Source organism: Parvibaculum sp. (genome assembly GCF_035325945.1).
Taxonomy (GTDB): domain Bacteria; phylum Pseudomonadota; class Alphaproteobacteria; order Parvibaculales; family Parvibaculaceae; genus Parvibaculum.
This window is the reverse complement of record NZ_DAOKYX010000001.1, coordinates 221,145-238,475: the sequence shown is the minus strand read 5'-3', so window position 1 is coordinate 238,475 and position 17,331 is coordinate 221,145. Positions and strand designations below refer to the sequence as shown.

Genomic DNA, 17,331 nt, shown 5'->3' with positions numbered 1-17,331 from the left:
ATGGCGCCCGACGACATGAGATCGACGCCCGTCTCGGCGATGGCGGCGGCGCTTTCCACCGTGATGCGGCCCGAGGCCTCGGTCACGGCGCGGCCGGCGACGAGGCCGACAGCGCGAATGAGCGTTTCGGGCGGCATGTTGTCGAGAAGCGCCAGTTCGGCGCCCGCCGCCAGCGCTTCTTCGAGTTGCGCCAGCGTATCGACCTCGACCTCGATCTTCACCATATGGCCGATATGGGCTCTGGCCTGCGCCACGGCCTGTGTGATGCCGCCTGCGACAGCAATGTGATTATCCTTGATGAGGACGGCGTCATCGAGCCCGAAGCGGTGATTGGTGCCGCCGCCGGCGCGCACGGCATATTTCTCGAGCGCGCGCAGGCCCGGCGTCGTCTTGCGGGTGCAGCAGACGCGCGTATGCGTATGGGCGATGGCGCGGGCGATGGCATTGGTCGCCGTCGCCACGCCGGACAGGTGCCCGAGGAAATTGAGGGCAACACGCTCGCCGGTGAGGATCGCGCGGGCAGGCCCCTCGATCGCCGCGACGATATCGCCCGGCGCGACGTCCGAGCCGTCCGGCTTGCAGATCGCGATCTTGAGCGAGGGGTCCATGAGCCGGAAGGCCATCCGCGCGCAATCGAGCCCCGCGATCCTGCCATGCTCGCGCGCACGAATGACGACGCGCGCCTCCGCGCTCGCGGGGATGGTGGCATTGGTGGTGATGTCGCCGGCCCGGCCGAGATCTTCGGCAAGAGCGGCCTTCACCGCCTGCTCGATGAGAAAGCCGGGCAGCGGCTCGAGATTGGGGATCATGCGCAGGAACCGGTCTTGGCTGTGGCGTCGTCGATGGCGGCGGAAGTCGCCTCCGCTTCGGCAAGCGTGGTGAAGGTGCGATGCCGCCAAATCTCGCGCGGCTCGGGAAAATCGCTGCGAAAATGCCCGCCGCGGCTTTCCTCGCGGGCGAGAGCCGAGGCGGCGATGAGGCGCGCCGTCGTCGTCATGTTGACGAGAAGGCTCCGTGCGCCCGCCGCCCGCTCGATGCGGGTGAGCTCGTCGAGCGCGCGGATGAGGCCGTCGCGATGCCGGATGACGCCGACATGGGCGCTCATGAGCTGGCGAAGCTGCGTGACGAGAAGCGCCGGGCTCGGCAGATCGGCCAAGAGGACGGGCGCGGACAAAGATCCGTCAACGGATGGAAGCGCGCGCCCGTCGATATCGGCCGCGATGCGCGCGCCATAGACGATGGCTTCGAGAAGGGAATTGGAGGCGAGCCTGTTCGCGCCGTGAGCGCCCGTGCAGGACACCTCGCCGCAGGCCCACAGGCCCTCGAGGCTCGTGCGTCCTGTCGCGTCCACCTTGATGCCGCCCATATGGTAATGCGCCGCGGGCGCGACGGGGATCGGATCGCGCACGGGATCTATGCCGGAGCCGATGCAGTTCTCGTAAACGGTCGGAAATGCCTCGGGCAGCCGCGCGCCTATCGCGCTGCGCGTGTCGAGATAGACGGTGCGGCCGGCCGCGATCTCGCGGAAGATGGCGCGGGCGACGACATCGCGCGGCGCAAGCTCGGCATCGGCGTGAACGGCGGGCATGAAGCGGCGGCCGGCGGCGTCGATGAGGATCGCGCCTTCGCCGCGCAGCGCTTCCGTGACGAGCGGTGCCGGATCGCGCGTGCCCGCAATGGCCGTCGGGTGGAATTGCACGAATTCCGGATCGGCGATGATCGCGCCCGCGCGGGCGGCGATGGCGACGCCCTGTCCGCGCGCCTGGGGCGGGTTCGTCGTGACAGCATAGAGCTGTCCGGCGCCGCCGCTGGCAAGAACCGTCGCTCGCGCGCGGACGAGGATCGAGGCACCCGTTTGCGTGTCGCGCGCATGGACGCCTGCGACGCGGCCGTCCCTGAGCGCCAGTTCATAGGCCGAATAATTCTCGATGACGCGGATCGACGGACAGGCCCGCACCGCCGCGACGAGCGCTTCCATGATGGCCCTGCCGGCGCGGTCGCCCCGCACATGCACGATGCGGCGGTGGCTGTGCGCCGCCTCGCGTCCGACAGCGAGATGGCCTTCGAGGTTACGATCGAAAGGAACGCCGAGGCGCAGGAGATCGTCGATACGGGCCGGCGCCTCGCGCGCCATGGAGAGTGCAACCGCCTCGTCGACGGTGCCGGCGCCCGCGACGACCGTGTCGGCGGCATGGGCTTCGGGCGTATCGCCTTCCTCGACGGCGGCGGCGATGCCGCCCTGCGCCCAGGCGCTCGACGCCCCGTCGCCGATGGGCGCCGCGGCAAGCACCGTGACAGGGCGAGGCGCGAGTTTCAGCGCCGTGAAAAGCCCGGCAAGACCTGCGCCGACGATGAGGACATCGCCGGCATCCGTAACCTCGTCGTGGGACATGGGCATCGGCCCCTTATGCGCGGGATCGCGCGTGTCAGTTCCCCAGATTGATCATCCGCTCGACGGCGAGCCTTGCGCGCGCGCCGATGACCGGATCGACCGTGACTTCCTCGCGCATATGGACGAGGCAGTCGAGAATGTTCTTGAGCGAGATGCGCTTCATGTGCGGGCAGAGATTGCAGGGCCGCACGAATTCGACATCCGGGTTTTCGACGGCGACGTTGTCGCTCATCGAGCATTCGGTGACCATGACGACGCGGGCGGGCTTGTTCTCCTTCACCCAGCTGATCATGCCGCTGGTCGAGCCCGAGAAATCGGCCTCCGCCACCACTTCGGGCGGGCACTCCGGATGCGCGATGATGACGATGTTCGGATCGTCCTTGCGATACTGGCGCAGTTCCTCCGGCGTGAAGCGCTCATGCACTTCGCAACGCCCCTTCCAGGCGATGACCTTGACCTTGGTCTGCTTGGCGATGTTCTTGGCCAGATATTCGTCGGGAATGCAGAGCACCCTGTCGGTTCCGAAGCTCTCGACGACCTTGAGCGCATTCGACGAAGTGCAGCAGATGTCGCTCTCCGCCTTCACCTCGGCCGATGTGTTGACATAGGTGACGACCGGCACGCCGGGATAGCGCTGGCGAAGCAGGCGCACATCCTCGGCCGTGATCGACTCGGCGAGCGAGCAGCCCGCGCGCGAATCCGGGATGAGAACCGTCTTCTGCGGATTGAGGATCTTCGACGTCTCGGCCATGAAGTGAACGCCGCACTGGACGATGACGTCGGCATCCACCTTGCCCGCTTCCTTGGCGAGCTGGAGCGAGTCGCCCCGGAAGTCCGCGACGCAGTGGAAGATTTCAGGCGTCTGATAATTATGCGCGAGCAGAACTGCGCCGCGCTCCTTCTTCAGCTTGTTGATGGCGTGGATATAGGGCGCGAAGAACGGCCACTCGACGGACGGGATGACGCTGCGCACCTTCTCGTAGAGAGGCGCCATCTCCTTGGCGAGGCCGGGCGTGTATTCGAGGTCCGGCATGTCGACCGGCTTGAATTTGCGCGGCTCGGCCTTGCGCGCGGCATCCGTGCGATCGAGTTCTCCAGTGATTGCCATCCCGGCCTCCTTTATGCTCAGAATGAGCATATCATAGAGATCAAAAACGCCGGCTCCTTCGGTCGGGCCGGGTCCAATGGGGAGATATGCTACGTCTGAGTATTAGATGAGGTCAACAGCCAAAATAGGACAATTTCGCGCAAGGTCTCGCTTGCTGGATTATTCATAAGCTATTGTATCTGCTTATGAATTCGCCCGGCTCTTCGATGGGGCGAGCCGCAGGCCCGGCGCGGGCCGCTCGTTGAGCACTTCACGGCGGAAGCGGAATTGCTCCGCCGGCCGGCCGCCCGTGCGCGTCGTCACCCGGCCCGTGCGCTCGACAAGGCCCGCATTTTCGACGAGGCGGCGGAAGTTCTGCTTGTGGACATGAAGTCCGAGCAGCGCCTCGACCGTCTTCTGAAGTTCGAACAGCGTGAAGGTTGCCGGCATCAGCTCGAAGGCGACGGGCCTGTATTTGAGCTTGGCGCGAAGCCGCCCCATGGCCGTTGCGAGGATGCGGCGATGGTCGAACTGCATCGGGCGGCCGAGAATGGGCTCGTTCGTCGCGCCGTGCGCGATGGCGTTGGGGCGTCCGTCGCGCGCCGCCTCGCGCACGAGCCCCGCTTCGTAAAGCAGCTCGTAGCGTTCGAGCACCTTCTCGTCGTCCCAGTGGACGCCGTCGAGGCCGAAGCAAAGCCGCGCGCGGTCGCGCCGTTTGCCGCGCGTGAGTTCGTCTTCGCTCGCTTCCGACTGGTGCGACGCCCATTCGCGCAGAAGCGGGGCAATGATCTGGTCGATGATGGCGGGCTTTCCGTGCCGCCAGTCTTCCCACGGGAAATGTTCGTACCAGTCGCGCCACGCCGCGCCAGAAAGCTCCCCGTCATGCGTGCGTGTGAGCGCGAGATAACCCACCGAGACGACATGCTCGCCGGGCGTCTCGACTTCGAGCGCGTGGCGGCCGCGATCGCCGAATGTGTAGAGCTGCTCGACATAGCCGAGCGCGAGGTGTGTCTGTTCCTGCACCCAGGAGCGCATGCCGATCTCGAGCGTGCGGTGCCTGGCGGGGTCGAAAGGGCCGAAGGGCAGCGCGTCCCAGCCGCCGGCCGGATTGCCGCCGGGCCCGGCGCTTTGCGGCACGACGAGAATCTTGGGCTGGTCTTCGGACACGGTGACGATGGCCGCATTGAGGCCGATGACGACGGCCTTGGTCGCAAGCCCGCCATGGGAGTTGGAGCGCGGCGATGCGCGCCTTGCTGGTCCTGTCGCCGCGCCCGCGGGGGCGGTCATGGGGCCGTCCGTTCAGGGTGGGTTGGGAGGGAGAAAAGCTCGCCCTCCCAGGCGGCCCGGCCCGGCCCCAGCGCCTCGACGGCCTCGCGCATGCGGCCGTTGCGGCCGAGCAGGTCGTCGGCGATCCTCACCATCAGGCGATTGGGATGGGCATGCGAGCCGCGCGCGCGGACGAGCCGGGCGAGTTCGTCTTCCGGGTGATCCTCGTTGAGTGCGCAAAGCGCGATGAAGGCGGCGGCGGTCGAGCGGCTGATTCCGGCCCAGCAATGGAGCAGCATCGGGCTGCGCTGATCCCAGCTCCGGACGAAGCCGATGAGTTCGGAGATATGTCCTTCGCCGGGCGTGACCAGCATGTCGTTCGGCTCGGCGATGTCGTTGACTGCAAGCCGCAGGTGAAGCTCCCGCGCCACGCCCTGGGGCGTGTCGATCATCGTCTCGGGGTCGAGCAGGCTCACCAGATGAGACGGCCGGACGGTCCGGATCGCGTCGATGACGGCGCTAAGGGGGCTCACGTAAATCATCGTGGGAGAATAGCACAAATCCGTAAAAAGATCTGGCGAAACGCCGCTCTGTCAGCAGCTTACCAGATTCGCGCAAAGATTTGTGACGGCCTCATGCCGCCGTCAGCTCCTCAAAGCGTTTGAGAAACCGCGCCTGGGCCTCCCGCGTCGGCAGCGGCTTCAGGCTGATGGGCGCAAGCCCCCTCGGCCGGCTGAATATGCGCGCCGCCTCCTCATCCTCGAAGCCCGCGATCTGCGTCGCCTCGAAAAAGGCCGATGCCTTGTCGGCGCGCTTGATGATCTCCTCCACCGTGTGCGGCAATTCGGCGGGCAGGCCGAAGCGCATGTGGATGGCGCCGGCAAGCCGTTTCTCGAACGCCTTGTAGTCGATGCCGAGGGCAGCCTTGAAGGGGCTGATCATGTCGCCGATCACATATTCGGGGGCATCGTGAAGGAGTGCCGCAAGCCGCCAGCGGCTGGGCCAGCCGGGACGGAACCGCGCGCAGATGTCATCGACGAGCACGCAATGCTCGGCGACCGTGAAGGCATGGTCGCCCTTCGTCTGCCCGTTCCAGCGCGCGACGCGGGCGAGCCCATGCGCGATGTCCTCGATCTCGATATCGAGCGGCGAGGGGTCGAGAAGATCGAGCCTGCGCCCGCTCAGCATGCGCTGCCACGCGCGCGGTCCTTTGTCCTTGCTTGGGCCGGGCCTGGCCATGTCGTCATCCTTGAGTTGAGGCCGTGCACGTTAGGACGCGGCCACCGGATTGTCATCCCGCGGATGGGCTCCGCGCCCGGCCGATAGGGGATTTTCCGGGGTTTGCCGCAGGCTGGCCCCCGTCATAGAGTCTCAAGCCATAGAGTCGCGTGTCATGAGGTCTTCGCCGCGGTGCTTCTTCCGCATGAAGATTCCTGATCCGTCCGCTTGCATGTGTCCGACTGGGCGCAGAACCGACAACGCAGGAAAAGCATGGCTGTCGATCCCATCCCGGCCGATCTCCTCTATCGTGCCTGCGATCTCAAGCAGTTCACCTTCGAGACGACCGCCGATCTGGAGGATCTGCCGGGGCTTGTCGGTCAGGAGCGCGCGGTGGAAGCGCTGCGCTTCGGCACCTCGATCCATCGGCATGGCTACAATATCTTCGTTCTCGGCCCTGAAGGCGCGGGCAAGCACGAGGCCGTGCTGGGCTTCCTCGCCAATCTCGCCGTTCGCCAGAAGGCGCCTTCGGACTGGGCCTATGTGAACAACTTTCGCAGCCCTAACAAGCCGATCGTGCTCGAAATGGCCGCAGGCTCGGCTCGCGGGCTGAAGGAGGGGATGGCGCGCCTCATCGACGACTTCAAGATTTCGGTGCCCGCGATCCTGGAGAGCGAGGAATATCAAAACCGCCGCCAGTCCATCGAGGAGGAGTATCGCGAGCGCCAGGAAAAGGCTTTCGAGGAACTTCGCATGAATGCCGAGGCGGAGAGCATCGCGCTTCTTCGCACGCCTTCCGGCTTTGCGCTCGCGCCCATCCATCATGGCGACGGGCATGAAGGCGAAGTGCTGAAGCCGGACGAATTCAACAGACTTCCCGAAGCCGAGCGCAAGCGCATCGAGACGACGATACAGGCCCTGCAGAAAGAGCTTGCCGAAATTCTGGAGCATATTCCGGCCTGGGAGAAGGAACATCGCGACCGCGTGACGAAGCTCAATCGCGAGATCGCCGAACGCCTCATCGAACAGTCGATGCGCGATCTGCGCCAGCGCTTCGACACCATGCCGGCGGTGCGCGACTGGCTCGCGGCGGTCGCCGCCGATCTCGTCGACAATATCGGCATCTTTGCGGGGCAGGGCGACCAGCAGCAGCAACAGGTGACGATCGCGCTTCAGGCCATGGCGCAGGGCCAGCCGCTTCCCTTCGGCGCGCTCAATCCCTTCCGGCGCTATGAAGTCAATGTGATCGTCGAGAACAACAATGTGCCCCGCTCGGTCGGAACCTCGCCATGGAAGGCTCATATGGAGCCCGATACGGGCGGCTATATCGGCGGCGGCGCGCCCATCGTCTATGAGGATCACCCGACGCTTCAGAACCTCGTCGGCCGCGTCGAGCATCTGCCGCAAATGGGCGCGCTCATCACCGATTTCATGCTCATCAAGGGCGGCTCGCTCCACCGCGCGAATGGCGGCTATCTCGTCCTCGATGCGCTGAAGATCCTGCGCGAGCCGCTTGCCTGGGACGCGCTGAAGCGCACGCTGCGCCGCCGCAAGATCGTCATCGAATCGCCGGGCGAATTCCTGAGCCTCGTCAGCACGGTTTCGCTGGAGCCCGAGCCTATCCCGCTCGATCTCAAGGTCGTTCTGCTCGGCGAGCGCTACCTCTATTACATGCTCTCCAATCTCGATCCGGAGTTCAGCCAGCTTTTCAAGGTCGCCGCCGATTTCGAGGATGAGATCGACCGCGAGGCGGAGAACGATCTTCTCTATGCGCGGCTTCTGGCCGGCATGTGCCGCAAGGAAGAGCTGCTGCCGCTGGACAGGTCGGGCGTCAGCCGCGTCATCGAGCGCGCTTCGCGGCTCGCGGAGGATGCGGAGAAGATCACCACCGCCATGCGGCCGATCGAGGACCTGCTGCGCGAGGCCGATTTTGTCGCGCGGTCAGAAAGCAAGGCATGCATTTCGGCGGGGCATGTGGACGCCGCCATCGAGGCGCAGATCGCGCGAGCCGACAGGATGCGCGAGCGCAGCCTCGAAATGATCACGCGCGACATTGTGATGATCGACACGGAAGGCGCCGTCGCTGGTCAGGTGAACGGCCTTTCCGTCCTCTCCATGGGTGCGGTGTCCTTCGGCCGGCCGAGCCGGATCACCGCGCGTGTCCGCATGGGCATGGGCGCGGCCCGCGTGCTAGACATCGAGCGCGAGGTCGATCTCGGCGGCCCCATCCACTCCAAGGGCGTGCTCATTCTCTCCGGCTATCTCTCCGCGACCTTCCTGCCGGAAATCCCCTTCTCCATGAGCGCGAGCCTCGTCTTCGAGCAATCCTATGGTGGGGTCGATGGCGACAGCGCCTCGTCGGCCGAGCTTTACGCGCTGATCTCGGCGCTCGCTGAAATGCCGATTACCCAGGCGCTTGCGGTCACGGGGTCGGTGAACCAGCTCGGGGAAGTGCAGGCGATCGGCGGTGTGAACGACAAGATCGAGGGTTTTTTCGACATCTGCATGCGCCGTGGGCTCACCGGCGATCAGGGCGTGCTCATTCCGGCCGCCAATGTGAAGCACCTCATGCTGCGTCAGGACGTCGTCGACGCGGTGGAACGCGGCATGTTCGCGATCTATCCTATCGAGCGCATCGAGGATGGTGTCGAACTGCTGATGGGCTGCCCCGCGGGCGAGCGGGGCCCCGATGGAAAGTTCCCGCAAGGGAGCGTCTATGCGCGGGCCGAGGCGCGGCTTGCCGCCTTTGCCGAAAATCAGCGCCGCTTCGCGCAACGCGCAGACGAGAACGGAAAGAAGTAGCGCCATGGCGAGAGAAACGCCGGCCGCTCGTTCCGGCCAGGTCACCAAGGAAACGCAGAGGCCCGAGAGCCGCATCGTGATCGGGCTCGACACGCATTTCATGACGCGCGAGGCGCTGGTGCTTGCCGCGCGCCTCGCCGCGTCCGTCGATGCGCGTCTCAAGGGCGTGTTCGTCGAGGACGAGAACCTGCTTTCGCTTTGCGAGCTTCCCTTTGCACGGGAGATTTCTTTTTCGGGCGAGGTCCGCGCGGTCGATACCGAGCGCATGCTGCGCGCCCTGCGTGCGCAGGCCGAGACCGCAAGGCGTGTGCTCCAGCGCATAGCGGCCGAGGCGCGCGTCGACTGGAGCTTCGACGTGCTGCGCGGCCGCTCGCTCGCTTCTCTGGCGGAAGCGGCGCGTGCGGAGGATACGCTCGTCATCCGCTCGCCGCATGCGCCCGCGCGCGAGGTGGGCCGCGCGGTCCGGGCGGCAACGCGGGAAGGGCGCGCCGATGTGTTGCTGGTCGCGCGCGGCGTCGCGGCGAGAGGCGTTCTCGGCGCGGGTGCCGCGGGGCCCGCGCCTGCTGGAGTGGCCGTCCGGCCGATCGCCGCCATCGACGATGGCTCGAGCGCGGGGGAGACATGCAGCGCCTTTGCCGAAATGCTGGCGCAGCGGGCGGGCGTGCCCTTTGTCCGTATCCATCTCCGCGAACGTGGAGCGGCCGAGATCGCCGCCGCCGCCCGAAAGGCCGGCGCCGGATTGATCGTCGTCAATGCGGACTGGCTGGCCGACGACAATGATGCAGCGAGGCTCTCCGCCGCGGCGGGCTGTCCTCTGCTTTTGCTTGGCGGAGAGCGCACTCTCCGCCCGGCGCCGGAAAAGCAAACCAAAGGAGTTTGAAACATGCTCGTCCGAAAGGTCCTTGTACCTCTCTCCGGTGCGGCAGCCGAGGGGCCCGTGATCGTGACGGCGATGACGGTGGCCCGAACATTCGGCGCACAGACGGTGGGGCTCTTCGTCAGGGCCGATCCGACCGAGGCGCTTCCCTATCTCGGCGATGGCGTGTCGGGCCAGGTGATCGAGGACCTGCTGCGGGCGGCGAAGGAAAGCTCTGATCGCGCCTCGGCGAGTGCGCGCGCGATGTTCGCGGAAGCGGCCGCGAAGGTGGGCGTGCCGCTCGCGAGCAAGGGAGGCGGCGTGGAGCTGCCCTCGGCGCGGTTTCTGGATGTTACGGGCCATCGCGACGATATCGTCGCCGCTCACAGCAGGCTCTCCGACATCGTGATTTTCGGCGAGGGCAATGTCGGCGTCGCGGGCGGAAGCACGCTTGAGGCGGCGATGATGAACGCCGGGCGCCCCGTTCTCATTGCGCCCCAGGCGGCGGCGCTGGAGATCGGCGGCTCGGTCGCGATCGGCTGGGATGAAAGCGCGGAAGCCGCTCACGCGGTCACGGCCGCGATCCCGTTTCTCGAGCGGGCGAAGAAGGTGACGATCTTCCGCATCGGCGGCAAGGAGCCCGATCCCGCTTCGACCGCCATGCTCGCGGATTATCTAGCACTCCACGGCATCGACGCCGATGCCCGCCTCGTCGATGCGCAGGGCAGGCCCGTCGGCGAGGTGCTGCTGGAGCAATGTGAAAAGACGGGTGCGGATTTTCTCGTCGTCGGCGGTTACGGACACAGCCGCCTGCGTGAATACATCATCGGCGGCGCGACGCAGCACATACGCTCGCATGCGACGATCCCCGTTCTCATGGCGCACTGAACCCGCGCTTCATCAGGGGTGAAGGGAAAATGACACTTTACCGCGTCCATATGGTCCTTGCCCGCAACGATGAATTCCCCGAGGGCTCGTCGCGGCATGGCTATGACTTCGTCGTGCCGCTCGATGAGCAGGGACGGCTCGATCCGGCCTCCTGGAAGAGCCATGCGAAGGACTGCGTCGTCCGCCGCTTCTGGGTCGGGGAGGAGGACCAGAGAGGCCGCCTGCGCCATGCGGGCACCAACTGGTTCATCGACTATGACGAGACGGTGGTGGGCGACGAGGAGCCGTTCTTCAAGCTCGATCGCCACGCGGTGAAGACCGGCGAATATCTATCCGTGAACGAACGGGATGGCGAGGCGCATACTTTCCGTATCGTCAGCGTCGAGCCCTATGTGAAGGCATAGGCAGGAGGTCTGGGGCCGCTTGCGGGCCGTTTCGCGGGAAACGGCCCGGTGCTCTCGCGGCCGCTCTTCAGGCCCGCTTTCTTACCAGCACGTTCCCCGCCGAATAGCCGGCGCCGAAGCTGCAGATGAGGCCCAGATCGCCGGGCTTCAGGTCCTCGCTGTACTGGCTGAAGGCGATGATGGAGCCGGCCGAACTCGTATTCGCATAGGTGTTGAGAATGTTCGGCTGCTCGCCGGGCTCCGGATCGCGGCCCAGCACCTTCTTGCCGATCAGGTCGTTCATGTTCTTGTTGGCCTGATGGAGCCACATGCGCTTCAGGTCCTTCGCGTCGAGCCCTTCATCGGCCATGTGGTCGAGAATGAGCTTGGAGACCATCGGCACGACTTCCTTGAAGACCTTGCGGCCCTCCTGCACGAAGAGCTTGTCCCTGGCGCCGATGCCCTCGGGCGTCGCGCGATTGAGGAAGCCGAAATTGTTGCGGATGTTGTTGGAGAATTTGGTGAGGAGCCGCGTGCCGAGAATTTCCCAGGCGCCCTGCGCGGTGCATGTTTCGGCGCGTTCGAGAATGATGGCGGTGCATACGTCGCCGAAAATGAAATGGCTGTCGCGGTCGCGGAAATTGAGATGGCCCGAGCAGATTTCGGGATCGACGATGAGGACGCAATCGACCGAGCCCGAGCGCAGCATGTCGTATGCGGTCTGGATGCCGAAGGTCGCCGACGAGCAGGCGACGTTCATGTCGAAGCCGAAGCCCTCGATGCCGAGAAGGTCCTGCACCTCGACGGCGATGGCGGGGTAGGGGCGCTCGAGGTTCGAGCAGGCGACGATGACGGCGTCGATATCGGCGGCGGTCTTGTTCGCCCGCGCCATCGCCTTCTTCGCCGCGTCGACGGCCATTTCCGCGAGGATGGATGGCTCCTCATTGGAGCGCTGGCGCAGGCGCGGCGCCATGATCTCGGGGTCGATGATGCCCGACTTGTTCATCACGAAGCGCGACTCGATGCCCGAAGCCTTGACGATGAATTCGACGCTCGACTCGTTCAGTGCCTCCACCTCGCCCCTTGCGATGGCTTCGGCATTGTCGCTGTTGAATTTCCGGACATATGTGTTGAAGGCTTCGACCAGTTCGTGATTGCTGATCGAGTAGGGCGGCGTGAAAACGCCGGTCCCGCTGATGACGACTTGAGTCAATTTCTCACCTGATTGTTTCGCGCGCGGCTCCGGACGCGCCGGCTCGGAAGCCTTCGCGTGTTCCCGGCACCGGCGATCCTCCCCCTATACGCGACCCGCAAGAACGCAAGCGACTTGGGGTGGATCGCGCTCAGACTGTTGAATCTTGAGCGTGATTTTCCGGAAAGTCCGCGACCTTCCGGATCACGCCTTGGCCAGGGTCAATCTAGAACACTGTCAGGAGGGTTTCCACTGCCTATCGGGAACGGGCGCCTCCGTCCGGATGGCGAGGCCCGTCCGCTGATGGTGGAAAGGTCGTTAACGCAGGGGCCGCCTGCACCGGCCTGCGCGCAATCTCCGGAGAGCACCGGGAGACGCGCGCATGGCCGGCCGGGCGCGGCCTTCAGGCCTGCGCCGCCGGGCTGATCGCCGCGCTTTTCGGCTCTGACCGGGAAATGGGGCTGCTTGCGGTACCGGCGTCGGTCGACTCGATTTCGCCGCTGATCTTGCCGCCCTGCTCGACCTTGAGTTCGCCATAACGGACCGTTCCGGTGATCCTGCCGGTCGAATTTATGGTGAGGCACTTTCTCACGATGAGCGTGCCGTCGAATTTGCCGTTGATTTCGGCCTGATCGACGGTCGCTTCGCCGCGCACCTCGCCGGTTTCGCTGATGGTGAGCGAGCCGCTTTCGATCGTCGCCTGCACGTCGCCCTCGATGACGAGCGAGTCGCAGGACTGGATCTTGCCTTCGAGCTTCAATCCGCGCCCCACATGAAGGTTTGCGGGCGTCGCGCTCGACGAAGAGGGCGTCGGAGAATTGCTCTGAAGTGTGCGCACGGCTGCTCTCCTCACCTCATAGGCTGGGGTTACGACGCGATTTGCGGATGTATCGCTATCTGTCTGGGAGGTTTTCTCGACGATGCGGGTGCCGCTCTGGGTGAGCGGATCGGCCGATCCCCCTGCAGGTTTGGAATCCGAAGTGTCCTTCGGGCGTTTGAACATCGTCCCTGGCCTCCCTACGCTACATTGAAACGAGCAATGACCGTATCGCCACAAATTGGTCGGGATGCGTCCACATTGTGGCGAAAGCGTGAGGCAGCGAAAAGGAATTGCGTTCAGCGTGATCGCGATTGCGCGATATGCGCACAGTCCTTGTGTCGCGGGCAGGTGACGATGTGATCGTTGACCATGCCGACGGCCTGCGCGAAGGCATAGACGATGGTCGGGCCGCAGAAGCGAAAACCCGCTGATTTCAATGCTTTCGAGAGCTTGCGGCTCATATCCGTCTCGGCGGGAACGGCGCTCATCTTCGGCCAGGCGTTCTGCACCGGGACGCCGCCGACGAAATCCCAGATGAAGCCAGAGAAACCTCCATCCCGATCCATTATTTCGAGCCAGGCGCGCGCATTGCCGATTGTCGCCTCGATTTTGCCGCGATGGCGGATGATGCCTTCATTCCTGAGGAGTTTTTCCACCTTCGCCGGCGTGTAGCGCACGATGCGCGCGGGCTCGAAGCCGTCGAAGGCTTCGCGAAAATTTTCCCGTTTGCGAAGGATCGTGATCCATGAAAGCCCGGCCTGAAAGCCGTCGAGAACGAGCTTCTCGAAAAGCGCCCGGTCATCGAATTCGGGCACGCCCCATTCCTCGTCGTGATAGGTGCGATAGAGCGGATCGTCGCCCGGCCAGGGGCAGCCTTGCGGCGCTTCAGATTTCATCGCTCTCCTCCGCGAGTGAAAACGCCGCCCAATCCGGCCGCTCCGGCGTGAGGGTCGCATCGCCCGCTTCGAGGACGGCGCCTTCGACGAGATCGAGCCGCAGAAGCGCGAGCACGCGGCCCGTTTCCGCATCGCCCGAAAAGACGGTTCCGGCTTCGCGGCCCGAGGCGCGCACGGGCGTATGCGGTTTCGGCAGGTCGCCTTCGACGCGGCAGGGGACGAGGCGCTTTCTCACACTGCCGCGCCGCTTCGTGCGCGAGGTGACTTCCTGTCCGACGAAGCAGCCCTTGTGGAAATCGACGCCGTGGAGTTCGTCGAAATTGACCTCGAGAGGGAAGGTGCGATCAGGCTCGAAATCCCGCGCCGCATCGCCGACGCCAAGCGCGATGCGATGGCGGTGATAGTCGGCGGGCGTGGCGTGCTCTGCGCCCGCCGCGGCGATCGCCGCTTCTGGCGTGGCCGAGATCGCGCGATGCCCAATCTCCGCAAGGCGCGGATCGGCGAAAGAGAGATCAGGGAGCGTTGCCTGCGCGCCGCCCCAGAAAGCGATGACAGAGCGTTCCGCGCTCAGGTCTTCGAGCGTGATGTTCGCGCGCAGCTTGTAGAAGGTGAGGCGCTTTTGCAGCTCGCCAATGCGTCTGCCATCGCAATCGAGGATGAAGCCGCCGTCCTCGCTCGTGATGAAGAAGTCGAAGAGGAATTTTCCCTGCGGCGTCAGCAGGCCCGCATAGATCGCCTCGCCCGGCTTCACCAGATCGACATTGTTTGTCACGAGCCCTTGAAGAAAGTCGCGGGCATCCGCACCACCGACGCGCAGAACCCCCCGGTCGGGCAGGATTGCAGCCTTCAATTCACTCATGCTCAGATCTCATCCCTTCAGCAACGGGCCCGAAGGCTGATTTAGGCAACCGCCTAATCGGGCGCAAGTCCAGACGATTTTGCTACGGGATCGCGGTTGCGCGGCCAGGCTTGCCGTCGGGGGCTCTGCCGCCGCCCTTCGCCCATATGTTCCGGGTCCGGCCTTGGCAGCATGGAGCGGCACTCCTATACTCCGCACCACTTTCCTTACCCCCACGCCAGGATCGGCCATCCGCCGGAATGCGCATTCTTTTCATCACCTCGAACCGGATCGGCGACGGCGTACTCTCGACGGGTCTTCTCGCCGGGCTGATGGAGCGCTATCCCGGCGCGCTTTTCTGGGTGGCCTGCGGGCCTCTCGCGGCGCCGCTCTTCAGGCATGCGCCGGGCGTCGAAAGGGTCATCGAGCTCAGGAAAGAGCCCTATGCCGGCCACTGGCGCAAACTTCTCTCGGCCACCATGTTCCGCCGCTTCGAGGCGGTGGTCGATCTGAGAGGGTCGGCGACGGCCTTTCTGCTCTGGGCGAAGAAGCGCCATGTGCTGCGCTCGAACCATACGCTGCACCGGGTGATCCACAATGCGAGCGTGGCGGGGTTCGATCCGGCGCCTTCGCCCCGCGTCTGGCCGGGTGCGCAAGCCCGCGCCCGCGCGCGCGAACTCATCCCCGAGGGCCGCACCGTGCTGGCCATCGGTCCCTCGGCCGCCTGGCCGCGCAAGATGTGGCCGGTGGAATATCACGCCGAGCTGATCGGCCGGCTGACGGGGCCGGGAGCGCCGCTCGCGGGCGCCCATGTGCTCATCGCCGCCGCTCCCGGCGAGCGCGATCTCGTGCGCCCGATCATAGAGGCCGTGCCCGACGAGCGCCGCATCGAACTCATCGGCGAGGATCTCAACCTCGTCGCCGCCTCTTTCGAGCGTGTGCGGCTTTATGTCGGGAACGATTCCGGGCTGATGCATCTGGCGGCCGCGGCCGGCGCGCCGACGCTCGGCCTCTTCGGCCCGACGCCCGACGGGCGCTACGATCCCTGGGGCGAAAAGACGGCACAGGTGCGCGGGCCCCGCTCTCACGAGCAGATCATCGCGGAAGAGGGCAGCGGTTTTTCCGGACCGAGCGCCATGCGCGACCTCACAGTCGACAAGGTATATGAGGCGGCCGTGGCGCTTCTCGCCCGCACCGCTTCCTCGCAAGCAAAGGAAATCGCGTGAACGCATCTTTCGATCTCATTCTTCGCGGCGGCACCCTCGTCAATCATGATGGCGTCGGCAAGGCCGACATCGCCATTCGAGACGGGCGCATAGCGGCCATCGGCGATCTCGCCACCGCGAGCGCAGGCGAGATCGTGGATGTGACGGGCCTTCACGTTCTCCCCGGTGTCGTCGACAGCCAGGTTCATCTGCGCGAGCCGGGCAACGAGCACAAGGAAGACCTCGAAACGGGCGGCCGCGCCGCTGTGCTTGGCGGCGTCACGACCGTCTTCGAGATGCCGAACACCAAGCCGCCGACGACGACGCCGGAGCTACTTGCCGACAAGGTCGCGCGCGCGCGCCATCGCATGTATTGCGACTTCGCCTTTTATGGCGGCGCGACGACGGAGAATGTCGATCTCCTGCCGGAGCTGGAGCGCTCGCCCGGCTGCTGCGGCATCAAGATTTTCATGGGCTCCTCCACGGGCACGCTTCTCGTGGCGAGCGACGAGGATGTGCGCCGTGTGCTGAAGGCGATCAACCGCCGCGCCGCCGTCCATTCCGAGGACGAATTCCGCCTGCGCGATCGCCGGCCGCTTGCCGAGACGGGCAAGATCGAGACGCATCCCGTCTGGCGCGATGCCGAGGCGGCCGTTCTTTGCACCACGCGGCTTCTGAAGCTCGCGCGCGAGGCGGGCAAGCGCATTCACGTGCTGCATGTCTCGACCGCCGACGAAATGCCGCTGCTCGCCGCCGCGAAGGACATTGCGAGCGTCGAGGTGACGCCGCAGCACCTGACGCTCGCCGCGCCCGAATGTTACGAGGAACTCGGCTCCTATGCGGTGATGAACCCGCCCATTCGCGATGCCCGTCACCGCGAAGGGCTCTGGCAGGGCCTCGCCGCCGGCATCGTCGATGTGCTCGGCTCCGACCATGCGCCGCACACGCGCGAGGAAAAGGCCGAAACCTATCCGAAATGCCCCTCCGGCATGCCCGGCGTGCAGACGCTGGTGCCGATCATGCTCGATCATGTGAATGCCGGACGCCTCAGCATCGAGCGCTTCGTCGATCTCACCTCGCAGGGCCCCCAGCGTGTCTTCGGCATGGCGCGCAAGGGCCGCGTGGCGGTCGGATATGACGCCGACCTCACCATCGTCGATCTGAAGGCGCGCCGCACCATCACCAATGACTGGATCGCGAGCCGGTGCGGCTGGACGCCCTTTGACGGCAAGACCGTGACGGGCTGGCCCATTGGCACCGTCATTCGCGGCCGCCGCGTCATGTGGGACGATGAGATCATCGGCGCGGCGGCGGGCGAGCCCGTCACCTTCCTGGAGGCGCTGCCAAGGGGATAGCCCTCCGTTCTTCGAAGCGCGACCGCGACGTCGTGGATGCCCCGCATGAAGCGGGGCTATGCGACGGCTGTCGCCCTCACTCGTCATCCCGGGCTTGTCGCGGGATCCGGGGCCGCCCGCCCGGAATCTGCCG

Annotated in this window: 16 protein-coding genes; 6 read left to right on the top strand and 10 right to left on the bottom strand. The window is 65.5% G+C overall.

Annotated features, from left to right (window positions below):
- The 6 genes from nadC to PKA57_RS01145 form a co-directional block, all read right to left on the bottom strand.
- Window positions 1–809: carboxylating nicotinate-nucleotide diphosphorylase (gene nadC, locus PKA57_RS01170; protein ID WP_324297084.1), on the bottom strand; the 809-nt coding region annotated here is incomplete at its 3' end.
- Complete coding sequence (locus PKA57_RS01165; RefSeq protein WP_324297083.1) at window positions 806–2,392, bottom strand: L-aspartate oxidase; 1,587 nt, start codon at window positions 2,390–2,392, stop codon at window positions 806–808. The genes PKA57_RS01165 and nadC, both read right to left, overlap by 4 nt.
- Window positions 2,393–2,426: 34 nt before the next feature.
- Window positions 2,427–3,500 carry a quinolinate synthase NadA gene (gene nadA, locus PKA57_RS01160; protein ID WP_324297082.1) on the bottom strand — a complete coding sequence of 358 codons (1,074 nt, stop codon included), beginning with the start codon at window positions 3,498–3,500 and terminating at the stop codon, window positions 2,427–2,429.
- 183 nt (window positions 3,501–3,683) lie between these two features.
- Window positions 3,684–4,766, bottom strand: coding sequence for an NAD regulator (locus PKA57_RS01155; RefSeq protein ID WP_324297081.1), 1,083 nt, complete (start codon window positions 4,764–4,766; stop codon window positions 3,684–3,686).
- Window positions 4,763–5,278: a protein tyrosine phosphatase gene (locus tag PKA57_RS01150; RefSeq protein WP_324297080.1), complete on the bottom strand. Its 516-nt coding sequence runs from the start codon at window positions 5,276–5,278 to the stop codon at window positions 4,763–4,765. The genes PKA57_RS01155 and PKA57_RS01150 overlap by 4 nt, the downstream gene beginning before the upstream one ends.
- A 100-nt stretch (window positions 5,279–5,378) precedes the next feature.
- Window positions 5,379–5,984 carry an HD family hydrolase gene (locus PKA57_RS01145; RefSeq protein WP_324297079.1) on the bottom strand — a complete coding sequence of 202 codons (606 nt, stop codon included), beginning with the start codon at window positions 5,982–5,984 and terminating at the stop codon, window positions 5,379–5,381.
- Between the two features lie 252 nt (window positions 5,985–6,236).
- Here PKA57_RS01145 and PKA57_RS01140 point away from each other — a divergent pair, with 252 nt between their 5' ends.
- The 4 genes from PKA57_RS01140 to PKA57_RS01125 are packed head-to-tail and all read left to right on the top strand — an operon-like array spanning window position 6,237 to window position 10,913.
- On the top strand, window positions 6,237–8,765 hold the full coding sequence (locus tag PKA57_RS01140; protein ID WP_324297078.1) for an AAA family ATPase: 2,529 nt from the start codon (window positions 6,237–6,239) through the stop codon (window positions 8,763–8,765).
- 4 nt (window positions 8,766–8,769) lie between these two features.
- Entirely contained in the window at window positions 8,770–9,645 is an 876-nt protein-coding gene (locus PKA57_RS01135) for a hypothetical protein (RefSeq protein WP_324297077.1), read from the top strand.
- A gap of 3 nt (window positions 9,646–9,648) precedes the next feature.
- Window positions 9,649–10,509 (top strand): universal stress protein, encoded by an 861-nt coding sequence (locus PKA57_RS01130; protein ID WP_324297076.1) that lies wholly within the window; start codon window positions 9,649–9,651, stop codon window positions 10,507–10,509.
- A 29-nt stretch (window positions 10,510–10,538) separates the two neighbouring features.
- Complete coding sequence (locus tag PKA57_RS01125) at window positions 10,539–10,913, top strand: hypothetical protein (protein ID WP_324297075.1); 375 nt, start codon at window positions 10,539–10,541, stop codon at window positions 10,911–10,913.
- A gap of 67 nt (window positions 10,914–10,980) precedes the next feature.
- Here PKA57_RS01125 and PKA57_RS01120 read toward each other — a convergent pair whose 3' ends face one another.
- The 4 genes from PKA57_RS01120 to PKA57_RS01105 form a co-directional block, all read right to left on the bottom strand.
- Window positions 10,981–12,105, bottom strand: coding sequence for a beta-ketoacyl-ACP synthase III (locus tag PKA57_RS01120; protein ID WP_324297074.1), 1,125 nt, complete (start codon window positions 12,103–12,105; stop codon window positions 10,981–10,983).
- Window positions 12,106–12,487: 382 nt separating this feature from the next.
- The gene (locus PKA57_RS01115) at window positions 12,488–13,087 is read right to left on the bottom strand and encodes a polymer-forming cytoskeletal protein (RefSeq protein ID WP_324297073.1); all 600 of its coding nucleotides are present in this window, start codon (window positions 13,085–13,087) and stop codon (window positions 12,488–12,490) included.
- Window positions 13,088–13,200: 113 nt separating this feature from the next.
- Window positions 13,201–13,800: a DNA-3-methyladenine glycosylase I gene (locus PKA57_RS01110; RefSeq protein WP_324297072.1), complete on the bottom strand. Its 600-nt coding sequence runs from the start codon at window positions 13,798–13,800 to the stop codon at window positions 13,201–13,203.
- A complete protein-coding gene (locus tag PKA57_RS01105) occupies window positions 13,790–14,659 on the bottom strand; it encodes a folate-binding protein (RefSeq protein WP_324297071.1) in 870 nt (289 codons plus the stop codon). Before PKA57_RS01105 ends, PKA57_RS01110 begins: the two co-directional genes overlap by 11 nt.
- Window positions 14,660–14,898: 239 nt before the next feature.
- On the opposite strand from PKA57_RS01105, the gene PKA57_RS01100 reads away from it, so the two are divergent.
- Together PKA57_RS01100 and PKA57_RS01095 are read left to right on the top strand one after the other, a co-directional pair.
- The gene (locus PKA57_RS01100) at window positions 14,899–15,864 is read left to right on the top strand and encodes a glycosyltransferase family 9 protein (RefSeq protein ID WP_324297070.1); all 966 of its coding nucleotides are present in this window, start codon (window positions 14,899–14,901) and stop codon (window positions 15,862–15,864) included.
- Window positions 15,861–17,198 (top strand): dihydroorotase, encoded by a 1,338-nt coding sequence (locus PKA57_RS01095; RefSeq protein WP_324297069.1) that lies wholly within the window; start codon window positions 15,861–15,863, stop codon window positions 17,196–17,198. The genes PKA57_RS01100 and PKA57_RS01095 overlap by 4 nt, the downstream gene beginning before the upstream one ends.
- Window positions 17,199–17,331 lie beyond the last annotated feature (133 nt).

What these genes read in the sequence shown, in the direction of transcription:
- PKA57_RS01115 (WP_324297073.1), bottom strand. Translation starts at nt 13,087, where the DNA reads ATGTTCAAACGCCCGAAGGACACTTCGGATTCCAAACCTGCAGGGGGA.
- PKA57_RS01155 (WP_324297081.1), bottom strand. Translation starts at nt 4,766, where the DNA reads ATGACCGCCCCCGCGGGCGCGGCGACAGGACCAGCAAGGCGCGCATCG.
- PKA57_RS01165 (WP_324297083.1), bottom strand. Translation starts at nt 2,392, where the DNA reads ATGTCCCACGACGAGGTTACGGATGCCGGCGATGTCCTCATCGTCGGC.
- PKA57_RS01110 (WP_324297072.1), bottom strand. Translation starts at nt 13,800, where the DNA reads ATGAAATCTGAAGCGCCGCAAGGCTGCCCCTGGCCGGGCGACGATCCG.
- nadA (WP_324297082.1), bottom strand. Translation starts at nt 3,500, where the DNA reads ATGGCAATCACTGGAGAACTCGATCGCACGGATGCCGCGCGCAAGGCC.
- PKA57_RS01105 (WP_324297071.1), bottom strand. Translation starts at nt 14,659, where the DNA reads ATGAGTGAATTGAAGGCTGCAATCCTGCCCGACCGGGGGGTTCTGCGC.
- PKA57_RS01140 (WP_324297078.1), top strand. Translation starts at nt 6,237, where the DNA reads ATGGCTGTCGATCCCATCCCGGCCGATCTCCTCTATCGTGCCTGCGAT.
- PKA57_RS01135 (WP_324297077.1), top strand. Translation starts at nt 8,770, where the DNA reads ATGGCGAGAGAAACGCCGGCCGCTCGTTCCGGCCAGGTCACCAAGGAA.
- PKA57_RS01130 (WP_324297076.1), top strand. Translation starts at nt 9,649, where the DNA reads ATGCTCGTCCGAAAGGTCCTTGTACCTCTCTCCGGTGCGGCAGCCGAG.
- PKA57_RS01125 (WP_324297075.1), top strand. Translation starts at nt 10,539, where the DNA reads ATGACACTTTACCGCGTCCATATGGTCCTTGCCCGCAACGATGAATTC.
- PKA57_RS01145 (WP_324297079.1), bottom strand. Translation starts at nt 5,984, where the DNA reads ATGGCCAGGCCCGGCCCAAGCAAGGACAAAGGACCGCGCGCGTGGCAG.
- PKA57_RS01100 (WP_324297070.1), top strand. Translation starts at nt 14,899, where the DNA reads ATGCGCATTCTTTTCATCACCTCGAACCGGATCGGCGACGGCGTACTC.